13 protein-coding genes are annotated in these 15,162 nt (G+C 36.5%); 6 read left to right on the forward strand and 7 right to left on the reverse strand.

The genetic code is table 11. The features are described from left to right. Positions 1–119 precede the first annotated feature (119 nt). Positions 120–377, reverse strand: a complete 258-nt coding sequence (locus HQN86_RS13935) for a VF530 family protein (protein WP_394367893.1) — start codon at positions 375–377, stop codon at positions 120–122. 12 nt (positions 378–389) lie between these two features. Between HQN86_RS13935 and HQN86_RS13940 the strand changes: the two genes are divergently transcribed. Beyond that, positions 390–1,031: a hypothetical protein gene (locus tag HQN86_RS13940; RefSeq protein WP_172661521.1), complete on the forward strand. Its 642-nt coding sequence runs from the start codon at positions 390–392 to the stop codon at positions 1,029–1,031. 90 nt (positions 1,032–1,121) lie between these two features. Here the strand turns inward: HQN86_RS13940 and HQN86_RS13945 are convergent, their stop codons facing one another. The 3 genes from HQN86_RS13945 to HQN86_RS13955 all read right to left on the reverse strand — a co-directional run bounded on the left by HQN86_RS13945 (position 1,122) and on the right by HQN86_RS13955 (position 4,339). Further along, the gene (locus tag HQN86_RS13945) at positions 1,122–3,086 is read right to left on the reverse strand and encodes a M1 family metallopeptidase (protein ID WP_172661522.1); all 1,965 of its coding nucleotides are present in this window, start codon (positions 3,084–3,086) and stop codon (positions 1,122–1,124) included. Between the two features lie 75 nt (positions 3,087–3,161). Continuing rightward, positions 3,162–3,899 carry a hypothetical protein gene (locus tag HQN86_RS13950; RefSeq protein ID WP_172661523.1) on the reverse strand — a complete coding sequence of 246 codons (738 nt, stop codon included), beginning with the start codon at positions 3,897–3,899 and terminating at the stop codon, positions 3,162–3,164. A gap of 92 nt (positions 3,900–3,991) precedes the next feature. Next, positions 3,992–4,339 (reverse strand): Spx/MgsR family RNA polymerase-binding regulatory protein, encoded by a 348-nt coding sequence (locus HQN86_RS13955; protein WP_172661524.1) that lies wholly within the window; start codon positions 4,337–4,339, stop codon positions 3,992–3,994. 147 nt (positions 4,340–4,486) lie between these two features. Here HQN86_RS13955 and HQN86_RS13960 point away from each other — a divergent pair, with 147 nt between their 5' ends. From HQN86_RS13960 to HQN86_RS13980, 5 genes are all read left to right on the forward strand, one after another. Further along, the gene (locus tag HQN86_RS13960; RefSeq protein WP_172661525.1) at positions 4,487–5,989 is read left to right on the forward strand and encodes a sensor histidine kinase; all 1,503 of its coding nucleotides are present in this window, start codon (positions 4,487–4,489) and stop codon (positions 5,987–5,989) included. Between the two features lie 85 nt (positions 5,990–6,074). Continuing rightward, on the forward strand, positions 6,075–6,761 hold the full coding sequence (locus HQN86_RS13965; RefSeq protein WP_172661526.1) for a LytR/AlgR family response regulator transcription factor: 687 nt from the start codon (positions 6,075–6,077) through the stop codon (positions 6,759–6,761). Between the two features lie 90 nt (positions 6,762–6,851). Beyond that, positions 6,852–10,325 (forward strand): hybrid sensor histidine kinase/response regulator, encoded by a 3,474-nt coding sequence (locus tag HQN86_RS13970; RefSeq protein WP_172661527.1) that lies wholly within the window; start codon positions 6,852–6,854, stop codon positions 10,323–10,325. Position 10,326: 1 nt separating this feature from the next. Next, the gene (locus tag HQN86_RS13975; RefSeq protein ID WP_172661528.1) at positions 10,327–11,151 is read left to right on the forward strand and encodes a CheR family methyltransferase; all 825 of its coding nucleotides are present in this window, start codon (positions 10,327–10,329) and stop codon (positions 11,149–11,151) included. A 25-nt stretch (positions 11,152–11,176) separates the two neighbouring features. Next, the gene (locus HQN86_RS13980; protein ID WP_172661529.1) at positions 11,177–12,769 is read left to right on the forward strand and encodes a response regulator; all 1,593 of its coding nucleotides are present in this window, start codon (positions 11,177–11,179) and stop codon (positions 12,767–12,769) included. Here the strand turns inward: HQN86_RS13980 and pth are convergent. From pth to HQN86_RS13995, 3 genes are all read right to left on the reverse strand, one after another. Next, on the reverse strand, positions 12,759–13,319 hold the full coding sequence (gene pth / locus HQN86_RS13985) for an aminoacyl-tRNA hydrolase (RefSeq protein WP_172661530.1): 561 nt from the start codon (positions 13,317–13,319) through the stop codon (positions 12,759–12,761). The genes HQN86_RS13980 and pth overlap by 11 nt on opposite strands. 109 nt (positions 13,320–13,428) lie before the next feature. After that, on the reverse strand, positions 13,429–14,007 hold the full coding sequence (locus tag HQN86_RS13990) for a 50S ribosomal protein L25/general stress protein Ctc (protein WP_172661531.1): 579 nt from the start codon (positions 14,005–14,007) through the stop codon (positions 13,429–13,431). Between the two features lie 59 nt (positions 14,008–14,066). Next, a complete protein-coding gene (locus tag HQN86_RS13995) occupies positions 14,067–15,008 on the reverse strand; it encodes a ribose-phosphate pyrophosphokinase (RefSeq protein ID WP_172661532.1) in 942 nt (313 codons plus the stop codon). Positions 15,009–15,162 lie beyond the last annotated feature (154 nt).

Raw genomic sequence — 15,162 nt, forward strand, 5'->3', positions numbered from 1 at the left:
TTTGGGATGAAAGCAGATTAAGAATTGGTATGGGATCCTTGTGGAAAACAGACGCTTTTTTCAAAAGCATCCTCGAACAAACCTCGAAGCAGCATCGAACCTGTCTTAAAGTAATCGCGTTAATGAAAGGTGTTTAAGTATAATTTCTCTACTTTCTTCCTGGCCCAGTCAGTTTTACGTAAAAACTTAAGGCTCGAATTCATAGTAGGATTATTATTAAAACAAGCAATTTTAACAAGAAGACCCAATTCTTCCCAGCCATAGTGCCATACAAGTTGTTTTAGAATAAACTCGAGTGTTTTTCCGTGTAATGGATTATTTTTCTGCTCTTCTATGGCCATGCCACAAAAATAATAAGAATAACTAAATTTGGACATAAATAAAAATATATGAATTTCAAACTAGGAGACTTTGTTCGTTTTGTTGACGAGAATTTAGAAGGGTACATTACCAGAATTATCGACAAAGATACCATCGGTGTTACTGATGCCAATGATTTTGAAATACCGGTTTTGGCATCTAAAGTAACATTAGTACATGGTGAAATTATAGAAAATGACATTGTTAGCAACCGCCCTGCCCCTGTTATACCTCAGGCAGAGTTTATAAAAGATGGTGTATTTCTTGCCATTGTAACAGATCAGCACAGTAATTCTGTAGCACACTTTCATATCGTGAATGAAACGTCTTTCCAATTACTTGTTAGTTTAACTACTGAAAAAGGTGGAAATTTTAAAGGTGAGTTCGCAAACATTTTGGCTCCTCATTCAGCTAAAAAAATCTATTCAGATCAACTTGGCGACATACAGATCTGGCCTAAGTTTAATATTGAAGTGTTGTTTCATACAACAGCTAATGTTGAACCTAAACCTCCTATCGTTATAAATAGAAGCATAAAAGGCAAGGATCTTTCTGTTGCTAAAGAAGATATTAGTTTGCTGAAGCAAAAAGGATGGTTAATTCGTCTCGATGAGCCTGAACCATTAATTGATGCTCAAAAGCTGAAAGAAAGCTTTTTCAAAAGCCACTAAATAAAAGTAACTGCGTCATGCTGCAGCACAAACCGTCATCTCCTTTGGTTAATCAAAGGAGATGACGGCCGCTTTAAAAACAACCCATTATTAGTTTTTCTTCCATTTATTATTATCGTTATTCACATCGGGTAATAGATTCTCCGGATCCAAAACAACCGACACTACCTCTTCAGTTGTAGGGTAAGGTACGGTCCATACATTATTCCGCATCCAAACATCAACCGGGATTTTTACATGGTCAGTTTTACCACTTTTGGTTTTAATCTCCAAAATAATCGGCATTGGCATTTTTTCCAGATTGGCAACAACTATGTTATACCCTCTGGCCTCATCCCTGTTAGATTCTGTTACGCTAACAATAGCCTGATCCATTTTCCAGTTTTCAAGAAACCATCCTCTCCAGAACCACGAAAGGTCTTCTCCTGCACCATTTTCGATAGAACGGAAAAAATCATCTGGCATTGGGTGCTTAAAAGCCCAATGATCTATGTATTGTCTAAAAGCATAATCAAAACGATCCGCCCCTAGTATTACGTTTCTCAATATATTCAATCCCTGAGCGGGTTTATAGTATAAATTCCCTCCAATATTACGTTCTCTCATAGCATCGGGGCTCAGCATTATATATTCTACTTCCGGACTTTGCTGCTTGTCGGCAATCTTATGCATATCATCAGGAGTTTTTTTGTACTCGCCATTATTAAATGCAGCCGATGAAATTCCATTAATAAAAGTATTAAAGCCTTCGTCCATCCAGCCATATTTACGCTCATTACTGCCCACAATCATAGGAAACCAGGTATGCCCAAATTCATGATCTATAACTCCCCAGGCACTCCCTTTTTTGGCTTTCCAGCCACAAAAAACAATTCCCGGATATTCCATCCCCCCAACATTACTGGCAACATTTACAGCCATAGGGTACGGGTATTCAAACCATTTATCAGAATAATGCTCTATTGATGTTTTAACATATTCAACCGCTCTGCCATAACCATCGCTGCCGTTACTTTCAACAGGATGAGCAGAAACAGCCAGTGCTTTCTTGCCACTTGGCAAATTGATACGTGCAGCATCCAAAACAAATGCTTTTGACGATCCCCAGGCAACATCCCTGGCATTTTTAATTTTAAATTTCCAGGTGAGTTTATCTTTAGCAGGGCGGGATTTTGGATCCTTAACTTCAGATTCAGATCTTATAGATATTGTTTTATCGCTATCCTTTGCTTCATTCCATCGTTGTAATTGCACAGGCGTAAAAACCTCTTGTGGATTCAACAACTCACCAGATCCCATAACAATATGATTTGCTGGCGCGGTTACAGCGAAATCAAAATCACCATACTCGCAATAGAACTCCCCTGCTCCCCAATAAGGTAAGGTATTCCATCCTAGAACATCATCATACACACACATGCGAGGGAACCACTGCGCTATCGCGAATATTTCACCATTTTTAGTTGTTAAATGCCCCATACGATCAGACCCATTAATGGGAATAACGAAAGAGAAATTCATTTTTATTGTTACTACATCTCCTGCAGCAGCCATTGGTTCGGCTAGTCGTATTTGCATACGGGTATCTTCTATCAAAGAGGTAAACTTAACTTCTTTCTGTTTTTGCAATACAGTTAAGCCTTCTATTTTATATCCGCCGTTTAGCTTTTCACCTCTGGCCCCATACCTACTTCCTGCAGCGATAAGTGCATTTCCTCTAGAATCCGGTGCAAATAGATTTTGGTCAAGCTGTAGCCATAAATAAGGTAATTTATCTGGGCTATTATTTTTATACATAATAGTAACGGTACCAGTTATTTTATTATTTCCTTCATCCAAATCTGCACTAATAGAATAATCGGCATGATTCTGCCAGTATTTTGGCCCCGGATAACCACTTGCTGATCTGTATTCATTTCCATTTTTAGTATAAAAAAGTGGACTAAATGCAGCATGTGCATCGTAATTACCAGCATTTGGATCTGTTTGCTGCGCTACTGTAGTCAAAGCAAATGCGCACAACAATACCACTAGTATGGTTGACTTGTAAGACATATAAAAGTTTAAGTTTATAGATTTGGAAATAAAGGTATAAAATCCAACTTATCCCCAGGTAATGTAACGACTTTATTAATTTTTCTTTAACCTTGGTACCTGAGGTGGTTTTCTTTGAGATGGAGGCAATTTTAGCCACTTATGGTAGGCCTGAACAGTATAATATTTATAGTCGAATGGCCTGTTGCTTTGCACTGTTGCAACAGGTGGCCTGTACATGGTCATAAAATCTTTTAACTCCTGACCCTTTAACTTTACCAGATCTGAAACATAGGCTTCAGTAAAAACACTATTTATCTCATTTTCGTATTGATCCTTCTCTTCCAGATCCTTTACTTTGGCCTGCTGCTCTTTATACTTGCCATATCCCAAATTTAGCTTAAGGCCACCAGCTCTTGAAACATTAGGTTTACCTTTATAATCATCCGCCTCAACCCTTTTAAATTCTTTAGCCTCAGGATCCGGAGCTAAAATTGTAGGATTTATTTTTGCACTTAAGATCTTTACCTCCTTTAAACTGGTTGAACTGCCAGGAAGGAATACTGTTTTTGGAGAAAGGTTGGTAAGATAAAGTGTGTCTTTATGGTAACCATTTAAAGAAAACTCCAATACATCCCCAATCTTAGCTGCAAGCGAAAAATTACCCGAAGCTTTCGTTTTTGTGCTTTGGTTATTATTAAAATTCTTAACATTTACCTCCTGAAGCGGCAAAGTCTTTATCTCAAAATCATAAACAGTTCCCGAAACAACATCTTGCGCCCAAAGTGATAGAGGAGCCATTAAAATCAATGCAAACAAAAGTTTCTTAAGCATATTCAAATATAACGCTGTTTAAGTGTCACGTTAACTATTTAACAAACATTAACAGCAAAATGTTCCTTTATTAAGATGATTTTTTCGAAATACTATTTTAAAGCGTTTTGGTAATTTTCTTCACTAAAGCTAATTAAAATGGGCTTTCCATCAACTTCTATTATTGGACGTTTAATGGCACTAGTATAAATCATTAAAACTTTAATAGCACTTTCTTTACTGTTTACCTCTTGTTGTTCCTCGGTACTTAGTTTTTTCCAGGTAGTACCTTTTTTGTTAAGTACATTTTCCCAACCAAATGTATCACACCAGGTATTTAGTTTTTCGGCACTGATTCCCTTTTTTTTAAAGTCATGAAATTCAGGTTTAAATCCATTTTCAGTTAACCAGGTCATGGCTTTTTTAACAGTATTGCAATTTGGTATTCCGTATACGATCATAATGGCAAACTTAAAAAAAAGATTTCAAATCATAATTCGTCACATTTTTTAAAGGTTTCATCACATTTTAAATTTTGTAACCCATAGTCGTTGTACTATTGCATCAACAAAGTGTATTGAAAATTTAAAAGTATTAATCAACAACAAATGAAATTATCAGAACTAACGAAGGTTGAATTTTGGATAGCTACCAGCCTTTATGGGTTTGCCATCCTTTTACTGGTTTCAAATTCGGGAGACAGCACTCCAAGTCACCTGGAGTATTTAGCCAAAGGTGCCAATATGCAGTATTCATATGTTTCGAATTATCTTATTCCGGAACTGTTCCGTTTTTCAATACTATATTTTAGTTTTCTCTTATTGAATTTCTGCATTATACCTGCTCTTTTTAAACCAAATAACAGAGCCTTGTCGCTGGTTATTTTAGCAGGCCTGTTTCTGGGGATCGGATTAATCACCAGCATCACCTATACCTATAGCAAGGTATATATGTTCCCCGATTTCAATAGCACTCAGGATGCCTACAACCACTTCTTTTTTAAAGGATTTACGTACTCTGCATGGTTGATATTAGTCATTACCATCTATGTAGCTCTTAAAAAACTGATTATTAGTATTAAGGAAAATGAAAATACAGGTAATGATCCGTATAACCGTACTAAGTTAGAGGCAGTTTTCGGAGCAGCATTTTGGTTTGTGGGCCTGTTGTTACTAATAGCTACATCATCGCCGTTTGAGGTTATAGTATGCTGGACACTTGTGATTTGTTCAACAATAGCTCTTGTTATCTTTTCATTATACTATCTTATCCCCCAGGTCAAAGAATCTGGAAAGCGCTTTTGGAACTACTTCTGGAAGATATTTTTCATTACCATCGCATCTTGTCTTCCACTAGCGCTTATTGCACTAATGTTTAGCAACCATGCCGAAATGGCTGGTGTTGTAATAGCCTTCCATATCCCTACCCAACTCATTATAAGCGCACCACTATCTTGGTATATTTATAAAAAAAGGAATGATTCTAACATAGAGCTTAACAGCTTAAAAACTGAACTTGGAAAGTCTGATGCGAGCTTAAGTTTCCTGCGATCGCAAATTAATCCACACTTTTTATTTAATGCACTAAACACGTTGTACGGAACTGCTTTGCAAGAAAAAGCAGAACGTACCGGCGAGGGTATTCAGAAATTAGGCGATATGATGCGGTTTATGCTTCAAGAGAACCTACAGGACAAAATTTCCCTGACCAGAGATGTGGATTACCTTAATAACTACATTGCTTTGCAGAAGTTAAGAACTTCCCGTTCAGCTTCGATTTCAATAGAAACTCAAATTGAAGAGCAACTAAACAGTCAGCAGATTGCTCCCATGTTACTCATCCCTTTTGTAGAAAATGCCTTTAAACATGGGGTTAGTTTACAGCATCCATCGCATATAAAAATCACATTGCAGACCAAAGAGAACACCCTGTATTTTGATGTAAATAACAGCATCCACATTAAACCGGATAATGACCCCGAGAAACTTAAAAGTGGTATCGGCTTACAAAATGTAAAACAAAGACTTGCACTGCTGTATCCTCGGAAGCATGAATTGATCATTAGGGAAAGTGCCAATGAGTTTTTTATTCATTTAACATTACAATTATAATAATTACACCAAGGCAAACTTATTAAAGATGTGTTATATTGTGCCAACAAAAGCTCTACTATTAGATAACAAATGATATTAAAAAATGCTGGCAATAGCAATTGATGACGAACCGATAGCACTGGATATAATAGAATCGCATGCGTCTAAAGTTCCGTTTATTGAACTCAAAGCTACATTTGTAAATGCTTTTGAGGCTATCTCCTATCTGCAAAACAATAAAATCGATTTAATTTTTCTAGATATAAAGATGCCCGATATTAGTGGCATTGATTTTTTGAATAGCCTAACGAACCCTCCAATGGTTATTTTTACAACCGCATATTCTGAACATGCGGTTAAGGGTTTTGAACTAGACGCTGTAGATTATTTATTAAAGCCATTTTCACTTGCCCGCTTTTTAAAAGGATGCAACAAAGCTCAAGAATTCTATAACCTTAGAAATAAGACAGAAAATGAAGAGCAACCTGCTGCCATTTTTATTAAAGACGGCTATGAGCAAATAAAGGTACAAATTGAAGACATATTATATATAGAGGCTTCGGGTAACTATACCCTTATTCACCTTGCAAACAAGCCACTTCTTAGTACTCGGATCCCTATAGGTGAAATGCTCCTGTTGCTTCCTGCAAAATCATTTATTAGAACACACCGCGCTTTTATAGTTTCAAAGGACAAGATTAGTAAGTATGATCGCACTCAAATCTGGATTGGCGAGCAAATTATCCCAATTGGGGTAACTTATAATCAATGTTTAAGGGAATTACATTAAATTTATCTTACAATAGTTAGTCAACTTGTCTTAACAAGTACTATCATTGTATTTATTTTTTAAGAGCTTCAATATTTATTAACTTAATATATGTTTAAATTATCTTTTAAACAACAAGTGTTAACAGGATTTGCTGTATCCTTGTTATTTGTTTTGGTATCAGCAATCACATCCTATCTAAGTATTGATAAGCTAAATCAAGATACAAAATGGCAGGGCCATACTTACGATGTGATCAATCTGATAAAAGACGTCGAGTTTCAGGTTTTAAACTCAGAAACCAGCATCAGGGGGTTTGTTTTGTCTGGCGACAAACAATACCTTAAGCCTTACAATGCCAATGCATCAAAGATTCTACCTACAATAGCCGAATTAAAGAGGTTAACAAATGACAACGCTGAGCAACAGATCAGAATTGATTCTCTAAACCAATATGCGCACGCTAAAACTGAAGAGATGAAAGGGGTGCTTAGCGCTTATGAATCAAATGGGAAAGAAGCTGCCGTATCCCGTGTAATGGCAGGGCTAGGCCAGCTTTATAAAACTCAAATCTTAAAAACAGGCAACAAAATAATTGAAACCGAGCTTAACCTCCTTGCCAAAAGAAAAGCCGCCATTGTAAATAGCAGCAAGCAAAGCGAAGGAGTGGTTATGATAAGTGCGGTAGTCATTTTTTGTTTAATCTTGTTTCTATTCTCCTATATCAGAAGAACTTTTGACCAGCAAAAACTAACAGAAAATCACATCAGAGACTCTAATATAGAACTGGAACGGATTTCGGCTGAAAACGAACAAAAAAACTGGTTGCTATCTGGCGCAACAGCTGTAAATGAGGCTATGCGTGGAGAGCAGGGGGCTGATGAGCTATGCACAAAAATAATAACCTCAATATGTAATTATATACATGCACCTGTTGGTTCAGTATTTCTGGTTAATCGTTCAAAAAAAACCATCAAATTTATTGGTGGTTATGCATTTGAAAATACAAAAGGAACCATAAAGGAATATCAATTTGGTGAAGGATTGGTTGGACAGGCAGCTCTTGAGCAGCAATCCAAACTGCTTAACAAAGTTCCTTCAGATTATATAAAGATTCAATCGGGATTAGGCAGCACCCCTCCAAGCCATATCTTTCTGCTTCCAATACTCTTCGAAAACGAAACGCTGGCGGTAATAGAGTTAGGTTTAAATAAAGAACCAGATTCATCTACGCTAGTGTTTTTAAACACAATTGCCGAAAGCATTGGTGTAGGAATAAACAGTGCAGTAGCACGTGTTAAATTAAGGGCCTTGTTTGAACAAACTCAACAGCAGGCCGAAGAGTTGGAAAGTCAGCAGGAAGAGCTTCGCACAACAAATGAAGAACTGGTGTATAAATCAGAACAGCTACAGGCATCAGAAGAAGAACTTAGGGTACAACAAGAGGAACTGCGCCAAACCAATGCCGAACTGGAAGAAAAAGCTCAATTGCTTGAAGAACGTAATATTCTGGTAAACCAGGCCCGGGAAGCAATGAGCTTAAAGGCTGAAGAGCTGGAAGTTTCAAGCAAATACAAATCTGAGTTTTTGGCCAATATGAGTCACGAGTTAAGAACTCCTTTGAATAGCATATTGATTCTGGCAAGAATATTAAAAGAGAACAGACCTGAAAATTTAAACGAAGATCAGATTAAATATGCAGGGGTTATACATAATGCGGGCTCCGACCTGTTAACGCTTATTAACGATATTCTTGATCTTTCGAAAATTGAATCAGGCAAAATAGATCTGACAATAGAACACGTCTCGCCTAATGCCATTCAACAAGATATGGATGCATTGTTTAGCGAATTGGCCAGAAGTAAGAAAATCACTTTTAAAACCACTCTTGAACAAAACTTACCCGAATCTATATTTACTGATCAGGCAAGGCTGGAACAAATTGTAAAGAACCTCCTTTCAAATGCCTTTAAATTTACTCCAGAGCATGGAGAGATATCTTTAAATCTAAGCAGTGCGGCAAAAGGGACGAAGTTCTACTCTGAGCAGTTGAGAAACTTAAATAAAAATATAATAGCTATAACGGTAAAGGATTCTGGAATTGGAATACCGGAAGATAAGCAGAAGCTAATATTTGAGGCATTCCAACAGGCCGATGGATCGACAAGCAGAAAATATGGTGGCACGGGCTTGGGCTTATCTATTAGCAAGGAACTTGCATATATACTGGGCGGCGAAATTCAGGTAATAAGTAATCCTGGTTTAGGAAGCACCTTCACACTTTTTATCCCTGAGGAAAATACCTCAAATAATCCGAAAGAGATAATTAACCAAATAAATGAAGAGGCTAAAATTATTCCTTTAATTCCTGAGCCTGTACTACTTCCAGTCAAGAACGGCACAGTTCAAACATTACTAATAGTGGAAGATGACGTTGTCTTTGCAGACGTACTGAATGATTACGCTATAGAAAAGGGTTTTAAACCTCTTCTTGCTCATAGTGGAGATGTTGGATTGGAAATGGCTATATCTGAACTTCCAGATGCTATTGTTTTGGATATTATGCTGCCCGTTATGGACGGATGGACAATACTTAAAAAGCTAAAAGAAAACCCCAAAACAAAACATATCCCTGTACACATGATGTCGGCAGGTAATGAAAAGGAAAGTAAGGCAAAAAAAGAAGGCGCAATAGGCTTCCTCAAAAAACCTATTGAAAAGGATAGACTTGACGAGGCGTTTGAACTATTGAGTTCAGCGTACATAAAATATAATTTTAATACAGTCTTAGTAATTGAAGACCAGGAGCTTCATAGTAAAGTTTTAACCCAGCAGCTTACCGATAAAGGTGTTGATGTAAAACAAGCCTTTACAGGTAAAGAGGCATTAGCCCTGCTGGAAGAACATACATTTGATTGTATTATCCTCGACCTAAAGCTTCCAGATATTTCCGGATTCGATCTGCTGGATACGATTAAATCGCAACCGGCCCTTGCCCACGTGCCTGTAATCATAAATACAGCGATGGAATTAAGCGATGAAAAAATGGCTCATATCATGAGATATACAGAAGCCATGGTTCTGAAATCAAACAAATCAAATGACAGATTAATTGATGAGGTCAGTCTTTTCATGAACAAGCTTAAACAAAGCGACCGATCCACGATTCAAACACAAAATAAAAGTAAGGGCCTATCCACTATTGAAAAAGCATTAAAAGACAAAACCATTCTAATTACCGATGATGATATGCGTAATATTTTTGCTCTTTCCAGTGCCTTGCAACTCTACGATATAAATATTGTAATTGCAAACAACGGAAGAGAGGCGCTTGAACGATTGGCCGAGAACGAACAGATTGATTTGGTTCTAATGGATATTATGATGCCCGAAATGGATGGATACGAAGCGATGAAAGCAATTAGAAGCGAGAAGCGCTTTTCGAAACTTCCAATTATTGCTTTAACAGCAAAAGCCATGAAAAACGATAGGGAGAAATGTATTGAGGCGGGTGCCAATGATTACATATCTAAACCGGTAGATATGGATAAACTGCTATCAATGCTAAGAGTTTGGTTAAGCTAATATGGATCAATCATCAGACACAATAACATACGAGCAACTAACCGATCTGGTAGATTTTATCAGAAATGTTCATGGTTTTGATTTTGGAGATTATTCTGCTGCTTCTCTAAAAAGAAGGGTTACCAGAATTATGCAACTTCAAAGGCTATCGCTGTTTGACCTGCGCATATTATTAACAAATGATCCTGATTATTTTGAGAATTTTTTAGTCGAAGTGACGGTAAACGTAACTGAAATGTTTAGGGATCCTTTATTTTTCAAATCAGTAGCTACTAATGTAATTCCTTATTTAAGATCTTATCAAAGAATCAAAGTTTGGAATGCTGGATGCTCTACCGGAGAAGAACTTTATTCTTACGCCATACTTTTCTCTGAAGAAAACTTGTACGAACGATGCTTTTTTTATGGGACAGACATCAATGTAGATGTTCTGGAATATGCCCGGAATGGAATCTATGATTTGCAAAAAATGAAGCAATATTCTGAAAATTTCCATAAAACCGGCACAATACATACACTGTCTGATTATTATACGGCAAAATATGATGCTGCAAAAATTAATCATTCTTTAAAGAAAAATGTGCTATTCTCTGTTCATAATTTGGCTTCTGATGGGGTATTCAACGAATTTCAAGTAATATCCTGCCGGAATGTACTTATCTACTTTAATACAGACTTACAAAAAAGAGTAATTGAATTATTTTACAATAGTTTAGCTAATTTTGGCTTTTTATGTTTAGGATCCAAGGAAACATTGAGAAGCACTGAAATAGGCAGATTTAAAATCATAGACAAAAAAAACAACATTTACCAGAAAATAGGTTAACATTAACACTCAGATAAGATAAAACATGGAGAAGATTAATATATTGATTGTTGATGACAGGCCTGAAAACATAATAGCGCTTGAGGCACTACTACAGAGAAATGATATTAATATAATTAGTACCACAAACCCAAATGAAGCACTTAGAATTTCCTGGGAAATGGATATTGCAATTGCTTTGGTTGATGTTCAAATGCCAGAAATGGATGGATTTGAACTTGTTGAAATACTAAAAAGTAATCCTCGAACAAAAGACATATTAATCATATTTGTAACAGCAATTTCTAAAGAAACAAAATATGCGGTGAAAGGATTAAATTCCGGCGCTGTTGACTATTTATATAAACCATTAGATCCGTTTATCACTTCAGCTAAAGTTGATTCTTTTATACAATTTATAAGAAACCAACGTGAGATAAAAACAAAGAACAAAGAACTGGAAGCTTATCAAAAGGAACTTATAAAAGCTAAAGAAGAAGCTGAGCAGGGCAAAAGAATAAAAGAAAATTTTCTTGCCAATATGAGCCATGAAATCCGCACTCCTATAAACGGGATCATTGGTCTTGCCCATCTGCTGGAAAGAACCACTTTAACCGAGGAACAAAGAGAGATGATTTCATTACTTGAAATATCTTCTAGTTCATTGTTGGGCGTTATTAATGACATATTGGATTTATCAAAAATTGAGGCTGGCAAATTTAGAATTAATAGAACTCCAACTGATATCCAAAACGTTTGCAATTCAGTTATTAATCTTTTACGTATAAGGGCAAAAGAGAAGAAACTGAATTTAGAAATGGAATTAGCCCCTGAACTTCCAGTCCATGTACTTGCAGATTCATTGCGTTTAAACCAGATTTTAATGAATCTGATAGGTAATGCAATTAAATTTACATCTCAAGGCAGTGTTACATTAAGGGTAGAAATTCTTAATAGCAAAGGGAATAATATTCAGGTTAAATTTTCTGTAATTGATACAGGCATTGGAATAGCTTCGGAAAACATTGAGAAAATATTCGAGACGTTTGAACAAGCCGATGAGCAAACTACGGTAAAGTTTGGCGGCACAGGTTTGGGGTTATCTATAGTAAAAAACCTTGCCAAACTCAAAGGTGGCTACCTTGAAGTATTTAGTGAAGAAAATAAAGGAAGCACATTCTGTTTTACAAACTGGTACGAAATTGTAAAAGAAACACTACCCATTCAGAAAGTAGCTAAAGAAAATTTCACTCCTTTCGATAATGTCAAAATTCTTGTAGCAGAAGATAATCCAATCAATAAATTTCTTATTGTGAAGATATTAAAGGATTGGATGATTGATGCAGACGTTGTAGAAAACGGGAAAGATGCAATAAACAAGCTAAAAGAGAATCATTATGACCTTATCTTGATGGATACCTTTATGCCTGTTTTAAATGGCTTAGACGCAATCAGGATGATTAGAAATGGTTATGCCAAAGGGAAAGAAAACATCCCAATAATTACATTTTCGGCTGCAGTTATGGAAACGGATACTAAAACTGCTATGGATGCGGGGGCAAATGATGTAATAAGCAAACCCTTTGAACTTGCCACCCTACATGAAAAAATAACCAAATATACTACAGTTACTTATTAAAGGCTGTCATAGTTTTTGCCGGGCCAATGGTTACAAAGCTTTTAATTAGTTCTACGCTTGTATCTATCAGTGCTGGCAATTCCGGCTGCTCTTCTTTATAAAAGTTTGAAAGGACATAATCGGCTTGTCTACCTTTGGGAAAATCATCACCAATCCCAAAGCGTAAACGAGGATATCCTTGTCCACCGCACAAACCTTCAATGCTTCTTAAGCCATTGTGTCCTGCGCTGCTGCCCTGCATCTTTAATCGCAGCTTGCCAAGTGGCAAGGCAAGATCATCTACAATAACCAGAACATTTTCTAAGGGGATACGCAGCTCCTGCATCCAATAATTTACTGCCTTACCACTTAAATTCATAAAAGTAGTTGGCTTTATTACGTGTAGCTTCTTGCCTTTAAACGAAACTTCAGAATAATAGGCAAGCCGTAAATTAGAAAAAGTACCACCGAGCTGCTTAACTAACTCATCAGCTATATTAAATCCAATGTTATGCCTTGTATAAGCATATTCAGGTCCTATATTTCCTAAACCAACTATTAAGTATTTCATTGCTGCAAAGATAATAGTTTACGCGACATGCATTTTCTGTAATTCTATTTTCACAAAAAAGCAGCACTAATTATCTTAGTGCTGCTTTTTTATATTTAGCTAATTCGAATTATTTCTTGTTAGCTTCTTGCTCTGCTTGTTTTAATGCTCTTGACATACCTACGGAAACGATAGTATCTTCAGGAGTGTTAGTAATAACGTATGCGCCTTTTTGAAGGTCACGAACACGGAATAAATTACCCACTTCTAATTTCGCAATACTTACTTCAACTGTTTGCGGCATATCTTTAGGCAATGCTTTAACACGAAGTTTACGTAATTTTTGAACTAATTTACCACCCATTTTAACACCTGGAGAAGTGCCGGTTAATTTAACAGGGATTTCCATTAGAATTTCTTTGTCATCAAATAACTGAAGAAAATCTACGTGTAATAATAAATCAGTTAATGGGTGAAATTGTAATTCTTTGATAATAGCTTTGATTTTCTTACCACCTAAGGTAATCTCAACAAAGTTAGCTTCTGGCGTATAAATAGCATCCTTTAATTCAGTTGTTACTACAGCAAAATGTGCTTGTTCTTTACCACCATACAATACTGCAGGAACTTTGCCTTCATAGCGAAGCTCTTTAGCATCGCGTTTCCCTACGTTCTCTCTTGGAGAACCGCTAATTGCGATTGTTTTCATTTTTTTGTTTTTTAAATGTTTTGAAACCTTAACGGCTTCATTATATATAGTTATTAATATTAAACGTTAAAAAGATCACTAATTGATCCATGCTCATTCACATTAGCAATTGCTTTTGCAAACAATGGAGCTGTTGAAAGCACCCTTATTTTTGGGCTATCTTGTTTCAAAGGAATCGTATCTGTTACAATCAATTCGGTTAGCATCGAATTTTCAACAGTTTCATATGCCTTACCTGATAATACCGGATGTGTACAAACCGCTCTTACACTTTTCGCACCCTTTTCCATAATTAAAGCTGCAGCCTTAGCTAATGTACCTGCAGTATCACAAATATCATCAATAAGCACAACATCTAACCCTACTACATCTCCAATTATAGACATAGATTCTATTTCATTAGCACGCTTACGGCGCTTATCGCAAATCACTACCTCAGCATTAAAGAACTTAGCAAAAGTACGCGCACGGTAAGATCCACCCATATCTGGTGATGCTATGGTTAAGTTTTCAAGCCCTAAACTCTTTATGTAAGGAACAAAAATTACTGAACCATCAAGGTGATCAACCGGAATATCAAAAAATCCCTGAATCTGAGCTGCATGTAAGTCCATGGTCATGATCCTGTGGATACCTGCAGATTTTAAAAGATTTGCTACTAATTTAGCTCCGATTGCAACCCTTGGTTTATCTTTCCTATCTTGTCTGGCTAATCCATAATAAGGAACAACCGCAGTTATATAATGTGCAGATGCTCTTTTTGCAGCATCAATCATTAATAACAGTTCCATTAAATTATCAGAAGGCTGATAGGTAGATTGGATAAGAAATACATCACACCCCCTTACAGTTTCATCATAAGAAGGCTGAAACTCACCATCGCTAAACTTGCTTAAGGTTACATTACCAAGAGGCTTGCCGTAACTTTCGGCAATTTTATGTGCTAAATCTTTAGTGCCGGTTCCGGCAAAAAGTTTAACTGGGTTAAATTGCAATGGCATTATTGAAAAGTTTCAATACTGGTTAAAAAAAATCGGATTGCGGTTTAATTCACAATCCGAATATTGTTTAGTTGTCCGACCTGGATTCGAACCAAGACAAACGGTACCAAAAACCGTTGTACTACCCTTATACTATCGGACAATCTTCCATTAA

The organism is Pedobacter panaciterrae (assembly GCF_013204795.1).
GTDB classification, from domain to species: Bacteria; Bacteroidota; Bacteroidia; order Sphingobacteriales; family Sphingobacteriaceae; genus Pedobacter; species Pedobacter panaciterrae.